The organism is Pseudomonas sp. SR18 (assembly GCF_023701505.1).
Taxonomy (GTDB): Bacteria; Pseudomonadota; Gammaproteobacteria; order Pseudomonadales; family Pseudomonadaceae; genus Aquipseudomonas; species Aquipseudomonas cyclaminis.
The window spans coordinates 1-15,822 of sequence record NZ_JAMQAU010000020.1 but is presented as its reverse complement, the minus strand read 5'-3'; the positions used below and the strand labels follow the sequence as shown (position 1 = coordinate 15,822).

At 60.1% G+C, this 15,822-nt stretch carries 12 protein-coding genes and 2 tRNA genes; 6 read left to right on the top strand and 8 right to left on the bottom strand.

The genetic code is table 11. The features are described from left to right. Nucleotides 1-7: 7 nt before the first annotated feature. From NDJ82_RS23835 to NDJ82_RS23820, 4 genes are all read right to left on the bottom strand, one after another. On the bottom strand, nt 8-1,288 hold the full coding sequence (locus tag NDJ82_RS23835) for a virulence factor family protein (protein WP_099585563.1): 1,281 nt from the start codon (nt 1,286-1,288) through the stop codon (nt 8-10). Then, a complete protein-coding gene (gene mprF, locus NDJ82_RS23830) occupies nt 1,288-3,930 on the bottom strand; it encodes a bifunctional lysylphosphatidylglycerol flippase/synthetase MprF (protein WP_250926420.1) in 2,643 nt (880 codons plus the stop codon). The genes NDJ82_RS23835 and mprF overlap by 1 nt, the downstream gene beginning before the upstream one ends. A 266-nt stretch (nt 3,931-4,196) precedes the next feature. Further along, nucleotides 4,197-4,273 (bottom strand) — tRNA-Met (locus NDJ82_RS23825). A gap of 275 nt (nt 4,274-4,548) precedes the next feature. Further along, nucleotides 4,549-4,625 (bottom strand) — tRNA-Met (locus NDJ82_RS23820). Nucleotides 4,626-4,905: 280 nt separating this feature from the next. Between NDJ82_RS23820 and dinB the strand changes: the two genes are divergently transcribed. Then, nucleotides 4,906-5,964, top strand: a complete 1,059-nt coding sequence (gene dinB, locus NDJ82_RS23815) for a DNA polymerase IV (RefSeq protein WP_250926419.1) — start codon at nt 4,906-4,908, stop codon at nt 5,962-5,964. 68 nt (nt 5,965-6,032) lie between these two features. Here the strand turns inward: dinB and NDJ82_RS23810 are convergent, their stop codons facing one another. The 4 genes from NDJ82_RS23810 to NDJ82_RS23795 form a co-directional block, all read right to left on the bottom strand. Beyond that, nucleotides 6,033-6,986: a hypothetical protein gene (locus tag NDJ82_RS23810; RefSeq protein ID WP_099585560.1), complete on the bottom strand. Its 954-nt coding sequence runs from the start codon at nt 6,984-6,986 to the stop codon at nt 6,033-6,035. Between the two features lie 20 nt (nt 6,987-7,006). Next, a complete protein-coding gene (locus tag NDJ82_RS23805; protein ID WP_250926418.1) occupies nt 7,007-8,722 on the bottom strand; it encodes a proline--tRNA ligase in 1,716 nt (571 codons plus the stop codon). 204 nt (nt 8,723-8,926) lie between these two features. Next, on the bottom strand, nt 8,927-10,459 hold the full coding sequence (locus tag NDJ82_RS23800; protein ID WP_099585558.1) for an AmpG family muropeptide MFS transporter: 1,533 nt from the start codon (nt 10,457-10,459) through the stop codon (nt 8,927-8,929). A 43-nt stretch (nt 10,460-10,502) separates the two neighbouring features. Next, nucleotides 10,503-10,817, bottom strand: coding sequence for an MGMT family protein (locus NDJ82_RS23795; protein WP_178117154.1), 315 nt, complete (start codon nt 10,815-10,817; stop codon nt 10,503-10,505). Nucleotides 10,818-11,010: 193 nt separating this feature from the next. Between NDJ82_RS23795 and NDJ82_RS23790 the strand changes: the two genes are divergently transcribed. The 5 genes from NDJ82_RS23790 (at nt 11,011) to groL (ending at nt 15,627) form a co-directional block, all read left to right on the top strand. After that, complete coding sequence (locus NDJ82_RS23790) at nt 11,011-12,018, top strand: DUF481 domain-containing protein (RefSeq protein ID WP_099585556.1); 1,008 nt, start codon at nt 11,011-11,013, stop codon at nt 12,016-12,018. Nucleotides 12,019-12,114: 96 nt separating this feature from the next. Further along, on the top strand, nt 12,115-12,846 hold the full coding sequence (locus tag NDJ82_RS23785) for a HugZ family pyridoxamine 5'-phosphate oxidase (protein WP_099585555.1): 732 nt from the start codon (nt 12,115-12,117) through the stop codon (nt 12,844-12,846). A 66-nt stretch (nt 12,847-12,912) separates the two neighbouring features. Beyond that, a complete protein-coding gene (locus NDJ82_RS23780) occupies nt 12,913-13,389 on the top strand; it encodes an FxsA family protein (RefSeq protein ID WP_099585554.1) in 477 nt (158 codons plus the stop codon). Between the two features lie 247 nt (nt 13,390-13,636). Then, nucleotides 13,637-13,933, top strand: coding sequence for a co-chaperone GroES (locus NDJ82_RS23775; protein WP_003175874.1), 297 nt, complete (start codon nt 13,637-13,639; stop codon nt 13,931-13,933). 50 nt (nt 13,934-13,983) lie between these two features. After that, nucleotides 13,984-15,627 carry a chaperonin GroEL gene (groL, locus tag NDJ82_RS23770; RefSeq protein WP_099585553.1) on the top strand — a complete coding sequence of 548 codons (1,644 nt, stop codon included), beginning with the start codon at nt 13,984-13,986 and terminating at the stop codon, nt 15,625-15,627. The last annotated feature ends 195 nt before the right edge of the window (nt 15,628-15,822 follow it).

The window sequence follows — 15,822 nt, the reverse complement described above, 5'->3', positions numbered from 1 at the left end:
GGTTTAATTACTCGGCCTTGGCCTGGTGCTTGACGATGATATCCACCAACCGCTGGGCCAGCGCCGGGTAGTTCTCGTCGAAGTGATGCCCACCGGGCAGCTTCAGCGCCTCACCTACGGCCGTCTTGTCGGTGCAGCCACTCTCGTCGACTTCTTCGGCGCCATAGATGCACACCACTTTCTCCGGCGGCAGCTTGGCCATTTCCGGGCCGGTCGCGGCTTCTTTGCCGGCGTTGCCCAGCCAACCTTCCACTTCGATCTCAAAGCTGCCGGTGCGGGCGAAGGCCAGGAGGATGATCGCGTCGACGCGCTGCTGCTCGTTTTCCGGCATGCGGTTATAGATCGCCGGCAGCACGTCGGCGCCGAACGAATAACCGGTCAGCACGAAGCGCTTGGTGCCCCATTTCTGGCGGTAGTGCTGCATCAGCTCGGTCAGGTCTTTGGCGCTTTGTTCCGGGGTCTTGTGCTGCCAGTAGTAGCGCAGGGTGTCGATGCCGACCACCGGGTAGCCGATCTTGGCCATTTCGCCCGCGACGTCACGGTCCAGATCACGCCAGCCGCCATCACCGGAGAGGAACAGGGTCACAGTGTCCTTGGCCTGGCCCGCCGGGACTTCTACTACGGGAATCGCCAGGCCGCCGTTGTCCGAACCCACCAGTTGCTTGCGCAATTCGTTGTTCAGCACCTGCGGGTAGTGAATGTCGTAGTCGCTGATGCTGGTGGTGGCGCGCGGTGTGTCGCGTACGAAACTGGCGCTTTCGTCGTCAGGGTTATCGTTCCACGCGACCAGCCAGTTGCCGTGTGCGGCCGTTTTCGGCAGTGGGTCCTTGCAGCCTTCCTGCACCAGAGCGAAGCCGACGGAGATGGCGTTGGCGTTGTCGTCGTTCTGTGCGGCCAACCAGCGCCAGGCCAGCGCCGCGCCAGGGCCGATGCCGCTGACCAGGGTCGCCGGGCCTTTGAGCTGGCCCAGGGCGCTTTGCAGCGCTTGTTCCTGCAGCTTGCAGTCATCTTTTGGCAGGATCACCTGGACGATCTGCGCCTTGCCACCCTGGCTGAGGGTGATCAACTGGCTGTCGGTCAGGGTTTCGTCGGCCATCACCGCCACGGCGACGCGGGCTTTGGACGTGCCGGCTGGGGTGACGCGGGTCATCACCGAGCCGTCGGCCTGGGGCAGTTGCTCCAGCGTCGGCTGCGGGGCAGGGCGTTTCAAGTACCAAAAGCTGCCACCCAGGACCAGGGCCAGCAGCACTACAAAGGCCAATACATACCGCCAGGAGCGTCGAATCATCAGCGTTTCACCAATCCAGTCAAGCCGCCCGCGATCAGGGCGGCGGTATCGGCCAGTGCCACCAGCGGATCAAGTCCTGCGGGCACAGCCATGTAACGGGGTTCCCAGTCGGGCTGGAACTTGTCTTTGAAGCGGCGCAAACCTTGGAAGTTATACAGTTGCTCACCGCGCCGGAACACCATCGAACCCAGGCGCTGGGTCAGTGGCGCGCCGCGTCGCGGTTGCAGGCCCGACAACGGCACCATGCCGAGGCTGAAGCGGACGTAGCCGTGACTCTTATAGTGTTGAATCAGGCCGACCATCATGAACTCCATGGTCAACTTGGGTGCTTCCGGATGGGCACGCATCAGGTCAAGGCTGGCCAGGTCGTGATTGTACGTCTCAAGCAGGTTGGCGAAGGCTACCGGGCGTCCTTCGAAGCGAATGATCGCAATGCGAAAGTGCTTGAGGTAGTCATCACTGAAGCGTCCCAGGGAAAAGCCCTTTTCGCGCACATTCTTACCCGTCAGCCAAGCGTCCGAGATGACTTTTAATTCATCCATCGGCGCCGTACCCGGTTCATGGATCTCCAGGGACAAGCCGTCCCGGGTGCCACGGTTCCAGGTGTAGCGCAGGTCCTTCATCTCTTTGCCCTTGGCTTCCAGGTCAAAGCGTTTCAGGTCGACGCGGGCTTCTTCGCCCAGCTTGATGGCGGTGAGGCCGATGTCCATGTAATACGGCAGGTTCTCCGCCCGCACCTGATAGAACACTGGGCGCGCATGGTGGATATCGCACAGGTCGCGGAACTGCCAGATCATCTCGGCCCGTTGTTGTGTCGGCCCGATCGGGTCGTACAAGGCCACCAGGCTGCGGCCGCGACGGGCATACATCAGGAAGGCTTCGTCGTTGGGGTGGAACAGCAGCGCCTTGTCACCGGTCAGCGCCAGGCCGCCGTCGGGCTGGGACGAGGCCATCAGGATTCTGGAAGCACGCTCCAGCTCATCCGGGGTCGGCAGGTGAATCACCGGGCGTGCGGTGCGCAGCAGCCAGGTCAGCGACACGATCACCAGCAGCACGGCGGCCCCCAGCAATGAGCGCAGGCCGCGTGGGGCGTTGGCGTCGAGGGTGAACTGCCACCACAGTTGATGGCTGTACGGCACATCTTGATAGGCAAACAGCAGCAGCCAGATCGAGGCGCCCAGTACGCAGACGCTGGCCACTAGGTACAGCGGCGAAAACGGCAGTTCGGTCAGGCGGCTGGCGCGGTAGAACGAGCGGCGGAAGATCGCCAGCAGTATCGCGGTCATGGTCATCAGGCTGGCTTCTTCCCAGTCGAAACCCTTGAGCAGCGAAAGCAGGGCGCCCACCAGCAGCAGCACCATGGTCAGCATCCAGGCCGCCGACAGACGTCGACGCAGGCCCTGGGCGAGCAACAGGCACAGCACGCCGATCAGACTGGCACCAAAGTGCGAGGCGTCAATCAGGCGGTGGGGAATCAGGAAGCCGATGTTTTCCAGGCGTGAGTCGATCTCTGGCGTGGCGCCGGAAAACAGCAGGACCACGCCGGACAAAAAAACCAGTACGGCCAACACCGGTGCCGCCAGGCCTGAGGCGACGCGCAGGCTCTGCTGGGTCTGGAACAACCGCTGCGCTTCGTTGATCAGCAGGAACACGCACGCGATCAGCAGTGGCAGCACCACGTAGATCATGCGATACAGCAGCAGCGCGGCGGCCAGTGGCGCAGCGCCAAGCTTGTCTGCAAACGCGGCGAGCAGGATCGCTTCAAACACCCCGACACCGCCCGGCACATGGCTGAGCACCCCGGCGGCGAGCGCCAGCAGGTACACCAGCAGGAACGGGCCGAAGGGCGGCGCTTCCGGCAGCAGCAGATAAAGGACGGTGGCGGCAGCGGCGACATCCAGCGCAGTGATCACCAGTTGCAGGAACGTCAGGCGCCGGCCGGGCAGGCGCAGGGTGCGACGGCCGACCTTGACCAGCAGATTGTCGGGGTAAGGTTGCTCCGGCAAGCGGCGGCGATAGATACCGATGCACAGCGCGGTCGACAACAGCAGCACTGCACCGGCAATCGCGCCGAGCAAACCTTGCGACAGGTGCAAGTAGGTCGACGCCGCCGGCAGGTTGCTCAGCGTCGCGAGTGCGGCCAGTGGCGGCAGGGCACAACCCAGGGCCAGGCTGGCGAACACGGTCATATGGGCGACTTCCGAAGCCCCGATGCCATGGCGTGCATATAAACGGTAACGCACCGAACCGCCGGAGAGCATCGACAGGCCAATCGCGTTGCCAATGGCAAAGGCGGTGAAGCCACCATGGGCCAGGGTCTTGGCAGGCAACTTCACTCCGGCGTAGCGCGCCCCGGAAAACTCATAACCCAGCAGAATGATGAATCCTGCAACGGCAGCGGCAAAGGCTCCGAGCAGGGCGGGTTTGGGCACTTCCAGGATCGAGTCGTGGAGGGCGTAGAGATCCAGTTCCAGCAGCAAGTGGCGGCAGGCGATCAGGGCGATGCCGAACAGCAACAGAGTGACCGCCAGCCCGATGGGTTGCCGGTATTTGCTCAACAGATCCAGCCAACGTAAACGGGTGGGAGTGATCGGATGTTCTGCTGTGACGGTGTCTTGTGGTTCAGACGAGTTGGCGCGCATCAATCACCTCGTGGATTGTGCGCGACAGGATGGGGGTATCCAGCCAAGTTACCAATCCCTATGGACAAAATAATCACAAATATTAACGCGGATCACCGAGTGCGGCGACAGCGGCCATTGGTCGTAGAGGAGTAAGCATAGCGTGTGATGAGATGGACTCCACAAACCGTGTACGGTTTCATGAAAGATGCCATGCCATTGTTTCAGAAGAACTTTTTCGTCAGATACAAAAAAGGCCACTCTTTCGAGTAGCCTTTTTTGATGTTTGGTTGCGGGAGCCGGATTTGAACCGACGACCTTCGGGTTATGAGCCCGACGAGCTACCAGACTGCTCCATCCCGCGTCTGTGGGCGGCATTCTACAGCCAAGCGGCGAGGTGTCAACCGTTAATCAACCGATGAGTCAAATAAGTGTGAATTAACTGCCCAGGCAACCTAAGTTCACGATTGAAAACGCTTTTTGGTCGGCGGGCTTGCTGTGGTGAGTGGTCTTGCTGTGGTGAGCGGGCTTGCCCCGCGCCGGGCTGCGAAGCAGCCCATAGTGAAGTTGATGCGATCCAGATTGAAAAACAGCCACGCACAAAAAAGGCCACTCTTTCGAGTAGCCTTTTTTGATGTTTGGTTGCGGGAGCCGGATTTGAACCGACGACCTTCGGGTTATGAGCCCGACGAGCTACCAGACTGCTCCATCCCGCGTCTGTGTGTCGGCATTCTACAGAGGATCGCGAGTGTGTCAACCCGCGATTCGAAGAAAAGCGCTTGCGGTTCAATCGGTTAGCTCTCCATATGGGCGTATATGGGCTGCGCGGGCCAGTCGGGCCAAGGGTTTGGGCTCTATCGGGATGCTGATTTCGATTGAGAAAATAAATTCATCTGCGAAATTTCCTACCGCTCAGGCGGAAGATTCAAACTACTGGTGCTATATACAGGGGTGAGTGCGATACTGCCCGCCCGTTGGATTTCACCCCTTCTATATATGACGCAGCGCAAAATCATCCACGTCGACTGTGATTGCTTCTACGCCGCCATCGAGATGCGCGATAACCCGAGCCTGGCGCAAAAGCCTCTGGCGGTGGGCGGCTCGGCGGACCGACGGGGCGTGATCGCTACGTGCAATTACGAGGCGCGGGCGTATGGCGTGCGTTCGGCCATGTCGTCGCGCCATGCCTTGAAGCTCTGCCCGGACCTGACCATCGTCAAGCCGCGTATGGATGCCTATAAGGAAGCGTCGAAGGAAATCCAGACGATCTTTCGCGACTACACCGACCTGATCGAGCCATTGTCCTTGGATGAGGCCTATCTGGACGTGTCCGACAGCCCACATTTTGGCGGCAGCGCCACGCGCATCGCCCAGGATATTCGCCGTCGCGTGTCCAACCAGTTGCATATCACCGTGTCGGCAGGCGTGGCGCCGAACAAATTCCTGGCCAAGATCGCCAGCGACTGGAAAAAGCCCAACGGTCTGTTCGTGATTACGCCGGACCAGGTCGAAGATTTTGTCTCTCAGTTGCGCGTCAGCAAGTTGCACGGCGTGGGCAAGGTCACGGCCGACAAGCTGGCACGTTTGGGTATTGAAGACTGCCTGCAACTGCGCGAGTGGAACAAGCTGGCGCTGGTGCGCGAATTCGGCAGTTTTGGTGAACGGCTTTGGAACCTGGCCCGTGGGATTGACGAGCGCATTGTGCAGAACGACAACCGTCGGCAATCGATCAGTGTGGAAAATACCTACGATGTGGACCTGCCGGATCTCTCAAGCTGCCTGGAAAAACTCCCTGAGCTGCTGGAAACCCTGGCGGGGCGCATGGCGCGCATCGACAGCAGTTACCGTGCGGGCAAGCCATTCGTTAAGGTGAAGTTTCATGACTTTACCCAAACGACCTTGGAGCAGGCCGGGGCGGGCAGGGATCTGGAGAGTTATCAACAGCTGATGACCCAGGCGTTTAATCGCGGAGGGAAACCGGTGCGGTTGCTGGGGATCGGGGTGCGGTTGCTGGATTTGAGCAATGGCAACGAACAGCTGGAGTTCTCCTGGTAGAAACCGGGAGCAAAATGTGGGAGGGGGCAAGCCCCCTCCCACATTTGGATCTTCACATGGCCTAAGGCTTAGCGTGCGCCGGGATCTGCCACCAGCCGCCCTGCATCCTTGGTCAACGCCTGCAGAAATTCCTGCTGCAACTCTGGATCATTGCGGGTCAGTTCGATCAGGCTTTGTTCCAGTTCACTGGCCTCTTCTTCCAGGCCCAGCTCCGACAGGCGCTTGACCCGGTGCACCCACTGGCTGACTTCGTCATCTTCCAGGTCGTCGTAGATCAGGCCGTGGGCTTCCAGCAGCTTGCCACGCAAGGTGCTGCTGATGGCCAGGGTCGAGTCCGAATGCACGTCGTCCTGGCCATCTTCCACGCTGATCTTCAAGGTCGTGACGCGGTTCAGGTCTTGCTCGGCAAACGGGCTGTCCAACAGGTTCAGGCGCAGCACGCCGTTGCGGTCGGTGGTCAGCTCGTGGATCTTTTTGCCGGCAGTCACCTGTACCGGTCGTTCGCTCCAGGGCAAGCTCGAATACTCCACACGTTTATCACGCTGGACTTCATCGATACCCGCCAGGTTCTGTTGCGCGCGGCCGTGGGATTGCACGTTCATGAACGGGTTGAGGCCGTCCACGCCGTAGCTCAGCCAGTCGTGGGTCATGCTGGTCGGCAAGTTGCCGAGGGCGAAGATATTCGCCACGTTGGCACCCGCGCCCGCCACCAATGCCACCGCACCCAGGGGCAGCTCATAGAGTTTGCGCCAGGGCTGGTAGGGCGTGTAGCGGTCGTAACGACGGGTGACTTCGAACTCGGTGACCTCGAAGGTCTTCTGCTCGTGAATGCGAACCCGGCGTTGCGGCAGCTCCAGCACTTTAGGCTCGCCTACATCGATCTGCAGGCTGTGGTCGAGCAACTTACGCTCGACCCGCTCCTCGTGCTCACTGCGTTGTGACATCTGGTTGGCGCAGCCGCTGACCAGCAGGGCGCCGCACAAGGCGGCGCCCCCCAGGGCTCTGGTGTTTCGCTTGAACATGACTTCTCTTGATCTGGTTTTCAGCGACGAATACGCGCCTGAAGGAAAGACAGCACGTCAGCCACCGGCAACGGTTGGGCTTCGGCTTCGGTCCGGCTCTTGTATTCCAGATTGCCATCGGCCAGGCCGCGGTCACTGACCACGATCCGGTGCGGGATGCCAATCAGCTCCATGTCGGCGAACTTGATGCCCGGGCTGGTTTTCTTGTCCCGGTCATCGAGCAACACTTCAAAACCGGCGGCCGTCAGTTCGACATACAGTTTGTCGGTGGCTTCGCGTACTTGCTCGGTTTCATAACGCAGCGGTACCAGGGCGATCTGGAACGGCGCCAGGGTGTCGCTCCAGATGATGCCTTTCTCGTCGTTGTTCTGCTCAATGGCAGCTGCAACCACGCGGGATACGCCGATGCCGTAGCAGCCCATGTCCAGGGTGATCGGCTTGCCGTTCTCGCCCAGCACTTCGCACTTCATCGCCTTGCTGTACTTGTTACCCAGCTGGAAGATGTGCCCGACTTCGATGCCGCGCTTGATTTCCAGGGTACCCTTGCCATCCGGGCTCGGGTCGCCTGCAACCACGTTGCGCAGGTCGGCCACGGTCGGAACCGGCAGGTCACGTTCCCAGTTAACGCCGAAGTAGTGCTTGTCGTCGATGTTCGCGCCGATGCCGAAGTCGCTCATCAGCTCGACCGAACGGTCGATGATGAGCGGCAGCGGCAGGTTCAACGGGCCGAGGGAGCCGGCGCCGGCGCCAATGGCGTTGCGCAGTTCGTCATCGGTGGCCATGACCAGCGGGCTGGCTACGCCAGGTTGCTGGGCAGCCTTGATTTCGTTGAGTTCGTGGTCGCCACGGATCACCAGGGCGATCAGCTTGCCTTCTTCCTCGGCGCGCACGATCAGGGTCTTGATGGTCTTTTCAATCGGCAGATTGAATTTTTCCACCAGGGCCGCGATGGTCTTGGTCTCTGGCGTGTCCACCAGGCGCAGCTCTTCAGCCGGTGCTGCACGCGAGGTTTCACGCGGCACGGCTTCGGCTTTCTCGATGTTCGCCGCGTAGTCGGAACCGTTGCTGAACGCGATATCGTCTTCGCCGGACTCAGCCAGTACGTGGAACTCGTGGGAACCAGCACCGCCGATGGAGCCGTTGTCCGCTTCAACCGCGCGGAACTTCAGGCCCAGGCGCGTGAACACGTTGCAGTAGGCCTGGTGCATGCGGTCGTAGGTGGCCTGCAGCGATGCCTGGTCAGCGTGGAACGAATAGGCGTCCTTCATGATGAATTCGCGGCCGCGCATCAAACCGAAGCGTGGGCGGATTTCATCACGGAATTTGGTCTGGATCTGATACAGGTTCAGCGGCAGCTGCTTGTAGCTGCTCAGCTCGTTGCGCATCAGGTCGGTGATCACTTCTTCGTGGGTCGGGCCGGCGCAGAAGTCGCGGCCGTGACGGTCCTTGAAGCGCAGCAACTCAGGGCCGTACTCTTCCCAGCGCCCGGATTCCTGCCACAGCTCAGCCGGTTGGGTGCTCGGCATCAACACTTCGAGAGAGCCGGCGGCGTTCATTTCTTCACGAACGATGGCTTCGACCTTGCGCATCACCTTCAAGCCCATGGGCAGCCAGGTGTACAGGCCGGAGGCCAGTTTGCGGATCATGCCGGCGCGCAGCATCAGCTGATGGCTGATCACAACCGCGTCGGAAGGCGTTTCTTTCTGTGTGGCGAGCAAATATTGACTGGTACGCATGGTAGGCCGTTGTCGGTTGCTTGGACTTGAAATGACTTGGGATTGTACGGGCGCAAACTGCTGGAGTACAGGCATCAGAATGCAGAGGGGTGTGCAGGCTAATGTGGGAGGGGGCTTGCCCCCGATTGCGGTGTGTCAGCTATGTATAAGCTGACTGACACTCTGCCATCGGTGGCAAACCCCTCGCACATTGTCCGGCTGGTGTCAGTCTTCCTGCGGGGGATTCAACCGAATCCGCCGATTTTCCTGATACCAGTGCAGCGCAATCAACAGCAGCGTCGGCACGCCCAGCATGCAGGTGATCAGGAAGAAGTTGTGGTACCCGAACTTCTCGACCATCACCCCCGAATACCCACCGATCAGGCGCGGCAGCAGCAGCATGATCGAACTGAGCAGCGCATATTGGGTGGCGGAAAACTTGAGGTTGGTCAGGCTCGACAGATAGGCCACAAACGCCGACGTGGCGAGGCCGGAGCTGAAGTTATCCAGGGAGATGGTAAAGATCAGCATCTGCAGGTCCGGGCCCATGTCGGCGAGCATCACGAACAGCAGGTTGGTACCGGCCGACGCCACGCCGCCGATGAACAGGATCGGCAGGATGCCGAAACGCACAATCAGCAGGCCGCCCATGCCGGCGCCGAGCAGGGTCATGATCAGGCCGAAGATCTTGCTGACCCCGGCGATCTGGTCCTTGGTGAAGCCCTGGTCGATATAGAACACGTTGGCCATCACGCCCATCACCGTGTCGGACATGCGATAGGTGGCGATCAGTCCGAGCAACAGCAGTGCCTGCCAGCGGTAGCGCAGGATAAAGTCGTTGACCGGCGTGAGCACGGGCGCCAGGCCGCGACGGCCCATGGTCGAGAGGCACAGGGCGGTGAGGGTGATATAGAGAATGGCGCGCAGGAATGCGCGGTCTTCCATCAGCAGGTCCCACACGCTGGTGTCGTGGAACAGCACGCTAGCGAAGTCGGTGTTGTACAGCTGGGTAAACATGGCGGGTACGGACACCAGCAGCACGATCAGCACAAACACTGACATCAGTTGATGCATGAAGCTGTAGCGCCCGGCCTGCAACTGGGTGCGCAGTGGCACATTCGGTTCGCGCATGAACAGGGTGGTCAGCAGCGCGGGGACCATCAGCACGCCGAACAGCACATAGGTGCCAGTCCACGCCGAGTGTTTATAGTTGAAACCGGTGGAGCCGAAGCCTTCGGCAAAGAACAGCGCGCCCGCCGTGGCCAGCAGGGCGGCAATGCGGTAGCCGGACATATAGCTGGCGGCCAGTGCGGCCTGGCGGCTGTCGTCGGCGATTTCCAGGCGATAGGCGTCGACCGCGATGTCCTGGGTGGCGGACGCGAAGGCAACGACGACGGCAATAGCGATCAGCCAGGACAAGTGTTTCTGCGGGTCGCAGAAGCCCATGCCAATCAATCCAAGGATCACCAGCGATTGGGCCAATACCAACCAGGAACGACGTCGTCCAAGTTTGCCGAGCAGCGGCAGGCGCCATTGGTCGAGCAGCGGCGACCAGACCCACTTGAAGGCGTACGCCAGGCCGATCAGGCTCGCGTAGCCAATGGTCTCGCGGGCCACACCGGCCTCGCGCAACCACACCGAAAGCGTCGAGAACACCAACATGTAAGGCAGGCCGGCGGCAAAGCCGAGCAACAACAGGACTAACGTCGAGGGGCTGGCATAGGCGGCGAGCGCGGCGCGCCAGGTTTTACGGGGCATGGGCTGGAGTCTGCCTCAGGTTCGCGGAAACAAAGCGCGCACTCTAACCGCTGTGCTCTACCGGGCGCCAGCCATGGCGCTGAATATCCACGCGATTATTGCGGACAGTCACGCCTTCATCGCGCAAACGCGCGCGCTGCTCGTCGCCCGAGACGCTGCCCACCGGCAGACTTATCCGACCACCGGCACCCAGCACGCGGTGCCAGGGCAATGTGGTGCCTTCGGGAAGCTGGCTCAAGGTGCGTCCCACCCAGCGGGCGGCGCGTCCCAAGCCCGCCAGTTGCGCCAGCTCGCCGTAGCTCACCACGCAGCCGGCGGGGACTTGCGCCAAGGTCAGGTACAGCGCGGTGCGGCGCATCTCGGCGGGGCTTTGCGGGGTGTCGGCAGAGAGGTTCACTGAGCAGCTATCCGTTGAAATCGTCTGTCTATCTGTAAGAAACGTCTGTAAACATGGCGATGAGAATTGAACTCAACACAAAACCTTGAGTCAGTCCTAGCTATCTAACACGATAACCGCCCCTTTTCGCCAACCCTGAGCTCCTTATCCGCTTATGTTGTCCAGAACCCTGCTGTGCCTCGCTGTCCTCAGTGCCTCCACGCCCTTGCTTGCCGATACGGTCTGGTTGAAAAACGGTGACCGCCTGACCGGCAAAATCAAGGTCTTCGACGGTGGCAAATTACTGATCCAGACTGACTATGCCGGCGCCATCCCGGTGGACTGGAAGCAGGTCAAGACCCTGGAAAGCGACCAGGAATTGCTGGTCAAGCAGGACGCCTACACCGGCGAAAAGGCGAAATCCCTGAAGGCCGCAGACGATGGCAAAGTGGTGTTGGCCAATGGCGAGGCGCCGAAGACCGTTGACCTGGCCAGCATCCAGCAGATCATCAAGCCAAAGCCTGTGATCGAAGACCTGGTGTGGAAGGGTAATGTCGACCTGGCGCTGGACTACAAGCGTGCCGAGAACGACACCAACGACTACGACATCGACTTCAAGACCACGGCGCGTCATGGCCAATGGCGTCACACCGGCCAGGGCGAATACAACCGCGAGTTTCAGGACGATGTCACCACCACGGACAACTGGGCCCTGGAATACGACCTGGACCGATTCCTCACCGAACACTGGTTCTGGCAGGGGCGCCTGACCTACAAGCGCGACAAGGTTGAAGACCTCGCGCGCCAACGCACAGTCGGTACCGGCCCGGGCTATCAGTTCTGGGATGATGAGCTGGGTGCGTTCTCCCTTGGCTCGCTGGTCAACCGCACCGACTATGAATACGCCACGGGCGGCAAGGACAATTTCTACTCGGTGGCCATGAAGTGGAATTACAACCGCTATCTGGTGGGCAAGACAGTCGAGTTCTTTACCACCGGTGAATTGGGCCGTCCTATCGACGGGCCTGTGGATTATTCCCTGGATGCCGAGATGGGCCTGCGCTACAAGGTCACCGAATGGGCCTCCCTCAATCTCAAGGCCGAGCGCGACGTCATCAGTGGCGATTCGGAAAGCAGCTTGAGCAAGACCCGCTACACCGCAGGCTTCGGCGTGGCCTGGTAACACAGAGCCGCTGGCAACCTGCGCGTATATTGATTACCTTGTGTTGAGATCCATTCCCATATGCTGTGGGCGGCGGAATACCCGAGGAGTCATACGTTGAGCGCGCACGTTGCCAAGAACGCCCGAGAGCTGTTGCTCAAGGAATACCGTGGGGCTCTCGCCACACAATCCAAAGCCATGCCAGGATTCCCCTTCGGCTCGGTCGTGCCGTACTGCCTGGACGAGCAGGGCCGCCCACTGATCCTGATCAGCCGTATTGCCCAGCACACCCACAACCTGCAAAAAGACCCGAAGTGCTCGCTGCTGGTCGGCGAACGCGAGGCCGATGATGTGCAGGCAGTGGGGCGCCTGACCTACCTGGCCGAAGCCGAGAAGCTGGAGGAGGGCGCCGCCATCGAAGCCGCCGCCGAACGCTATTACCGCTACTTCCCCGATTCCGCCAACTACCACAAGGCCCATGACTTTGACTTCTGGGTGCTCAAGCCGGTGCGCCACCGTTACATCGGCGGCTTTGGCGCGATTCACTGGGTCGATCAGTTGAACCTGACCAATCCATTCGCGGGCAAGGCCGAGCGCAGCATGATCGAACACATGAACAGCGATCACACCCAGGCTATCGCCCATTACGTTCAGCTTGCCGGCCTGCCGACTTCCGAGCCCGCGCAACTGGCCGGCATCGACAGCGAAGGCATGCACCTGCGCATCGGCCAATCCTTGTACTGGCTGCCGTTTGCCGAGTCTTGCAACACGCCGACACAAGTGCGCGAAGCCTTGGTTTCATTGGCTCACGCCGACGTCTGGCCGAAAAAAGCCGCGGCTGACGCTTGAATTCACATAATGGCGACGTCATCTAAGGTGGACTGGCAAGGCATTCTTGCGTTGAGGAACCTTTTGATGCGCCCTTTTTTATTGCTCTTTCTGCTGTTCCCGGTGTTGGAGCTGTTCGTATTCGTTCAAGTCAGCAGTGCGATCGGTTTTTTCCCGGCCCTGTTGCTGATCATTCTCGGCTCGATGCTCGGCGTCCTGGTGCTGCGCGTCGCCGGCCTGGCCACGGCACTGCGTGCCCGTGAAAGCCTGAACCGCGGCGAACTGCCGGCCCAGACCATGCTTGAAGGCCTGATGATGGCCCTGGCCGGTGGTCTGTTGATCCTGCCGGGTTTCGTCAGCGATGTGCTCGGGCTGTTCCTGTTGTTGCCGTTCACCCGCAAGCTGCTGGCCGGCAAGATGCGTCAGCGCGCCGAAGAGGCGGCGATCCGCCAGCGTGCGTTTGCCGACGACCTGCAACCCCGTGGCGGCCCGGCTCCGCGCCAGCCGTTGGGGCGTGAAGGTGATGTGATCGAAGGTGAGTTCGAACACCGCGACAGCAAATAACCGCTTGATTGGCACGGCACCCTGGGGTGCCGTGTTGCTTTTATCGCTCGGCAGCTGCAAAAAAATTCCGCCGAGCGCCCTTGTAATAAGCTTACGCGCCCTTATGTAACGGTCACCGCAAGGTTTCTGGTGGCAACACCAGACAGACTTCCGCGTCTTGCCTGGCGAGGCGCGACCGGCACCGCCGGATAACAACCTGCCGGTACTGACACCGGCCGATGAAAAACACAATTAGGAGAGATCGACAATGAGCAAGCTTCGTCCTCTGCACGACCGCGTCGTAATCCGTCGCAGCGAAGAAGAAAAGAAAACCGCTGGCGGTATCGTTCTGCCAGGTTCGGCTGCTGAAAAAGCCAACCACGGTGTGATCGTCGCTGCAGGCCCAGGCAAGACTCTGGAAAACGGTGATGTGCGTGCGCTGGCCGTTAAAGTCGGTGACAAGGTTGTATTCGGCCCTTACTCCGGCAGCAACACTGTGAAAGTTGATGGCGAAGACCTGCTGGTTATGGCTGAGAACGAGATTCTCGCTGTTCTGGAAGACTGATTTCCCCGCTCATTTTCCCGTTACTACAAAGTATTTAAGGAATATCGATCATGGCTGCTAAAGAAGTTAAATTCGGCGATTCCGCCCGTAAAAAAATGCTCACCGGTGTCAACATCCTGGCTGACGCAGTAAAAGCGACCCTGGGCCCTAAAGGCCGTAACGTGATCATCGAGAAGAGCTTCGGCGCTCCGACCATCACCAAGGACGGCGTTTCCGTAGCAAAAGAAATCGAACTGGAAGACCGTTTCGAAAACATGGGCGCGCAGCTGGTCAAAGACGTTGCCTCCCGTGCCAACGATGACGCAGGCGACGGCACCACCACCGCTACCGTCCTGGCTCAGTCGATCGTCAACGAAGGCCTGAAAGCCGTCGCTGCCGGCATGAACCCGATGGACCTCAAGCGCGGCATCGACAAGGCGACCATCGCCGTTGTTGCCGAGCTGAAAAACCTGTCCAAGCCATGCGCTGACACCAAGGCTATCGCTCAGGTAGGCACCATCTCCGCCAACTCCGACAGCTCCATCGGCGACATCATTGCCGAAGCCATGGAAAAAGTCGGTAAAGAAGGCGTGATCACCGTTGAAGAAGGCACTGGCCTGGAAAACGAACTGTCGGTTGTAGAAGGCATGCAGTTCGACCGTGGCTACCTGTCCCCGTACTTCGTCAACAAGCCAGAAACCATGGTTGCCGAGCTGGAAAGCCCGCTAATCCTGCTGGTCGACAAAAAGATCTCCAACATCCGCGAAATGCTGCCAGTGCTGGAAGCCGTTGCCAAAGCCGGCCGCCCACTGCTGATCGTTTCCGAAGACGTTGAAGGCGAAGCCCTGGCGACGCTGGTTGTGAACAACATGCGTGGCATCGTCAAGGTTGCAGCCGTCAAGGCTCCAGGCTTCGGCGACCGTCGCAAGGCCATGCTGCAGGACATCGCTGTCCTGACCGGCGGTACCGTTATCTCCGAAGAGATCGGCCTGAGCCTGGAAAGCGCCACCCTGGAAAACCTGGGTAGCGCCAAGCGCGTGACCATCTCCAAGGAAAACACCATCATCGTTGACGGTGCTGGCGTTGACGGCGACATCCAGTCGCGCATCACTCAGATCCGCGCCCAGGTTGCCGAGACTTCCTCGGACTACGACCGTGAAAAACTGCAAGAGCGTCTGGCCAAGCTGTCCGGCGGCGTAGCAGTGATCAAGGTTGGCGCTGGTTCCGAAGTTGAAATGAAAGAGAAAAAAGCCCGCGTTGAAGACGCCCTGCACGCAACCCGTGCAGCCGTTGAAGAAGGCGTGGTACCTGGCGGTGGCGTTGCGCTGATCCGTGCTCTGGAAGCCCTGGTTGACCTGAAAGGCGACAACGCTGACCAGAACGTCGGTATCGCTGTTCTGCGTCGCGCCGTTGAATCCCCACTGCGCCAGATTGCTTCCAACAGCGGCGACGAGCCAAGTGTTGTGGTCAACGAAGTGAAGAACGGCAAAGGTAACTACGGTTACAACGCTGCAACCAGCGAATACGGCGACATGGTCGAAATGGGCATCCTGGATCCAACCAAGGTGACTCGTTCGGCCCTGCAGGCAGCCGCTTCGATTGCTGGTCTGTTGCTGACCACCGAAGTTGCGATTGCTGACAAGCCGAAGGCTGAAGGCGCTGGCGGCGGTATGCCAGACATGGGCGGCATGGGTGGCATGGGCGGCATGATGTAAGCCAGCCTTACCCGGCTAACCTAAAAGCCCCGCCTGCAGTGATGCAGGCGGGGCTTTTTTGTGTGCGGTGTCCCGTCCTGAATAAGGTTTACACCTTCTGACCTTTGTTCAGGAGGACTCAATGGATACGAGAAAAAGGCGCAGCCAACGCGATTACACGCTAGCTTTTAAATTGTCGGTCGTAGACCAAGTCGA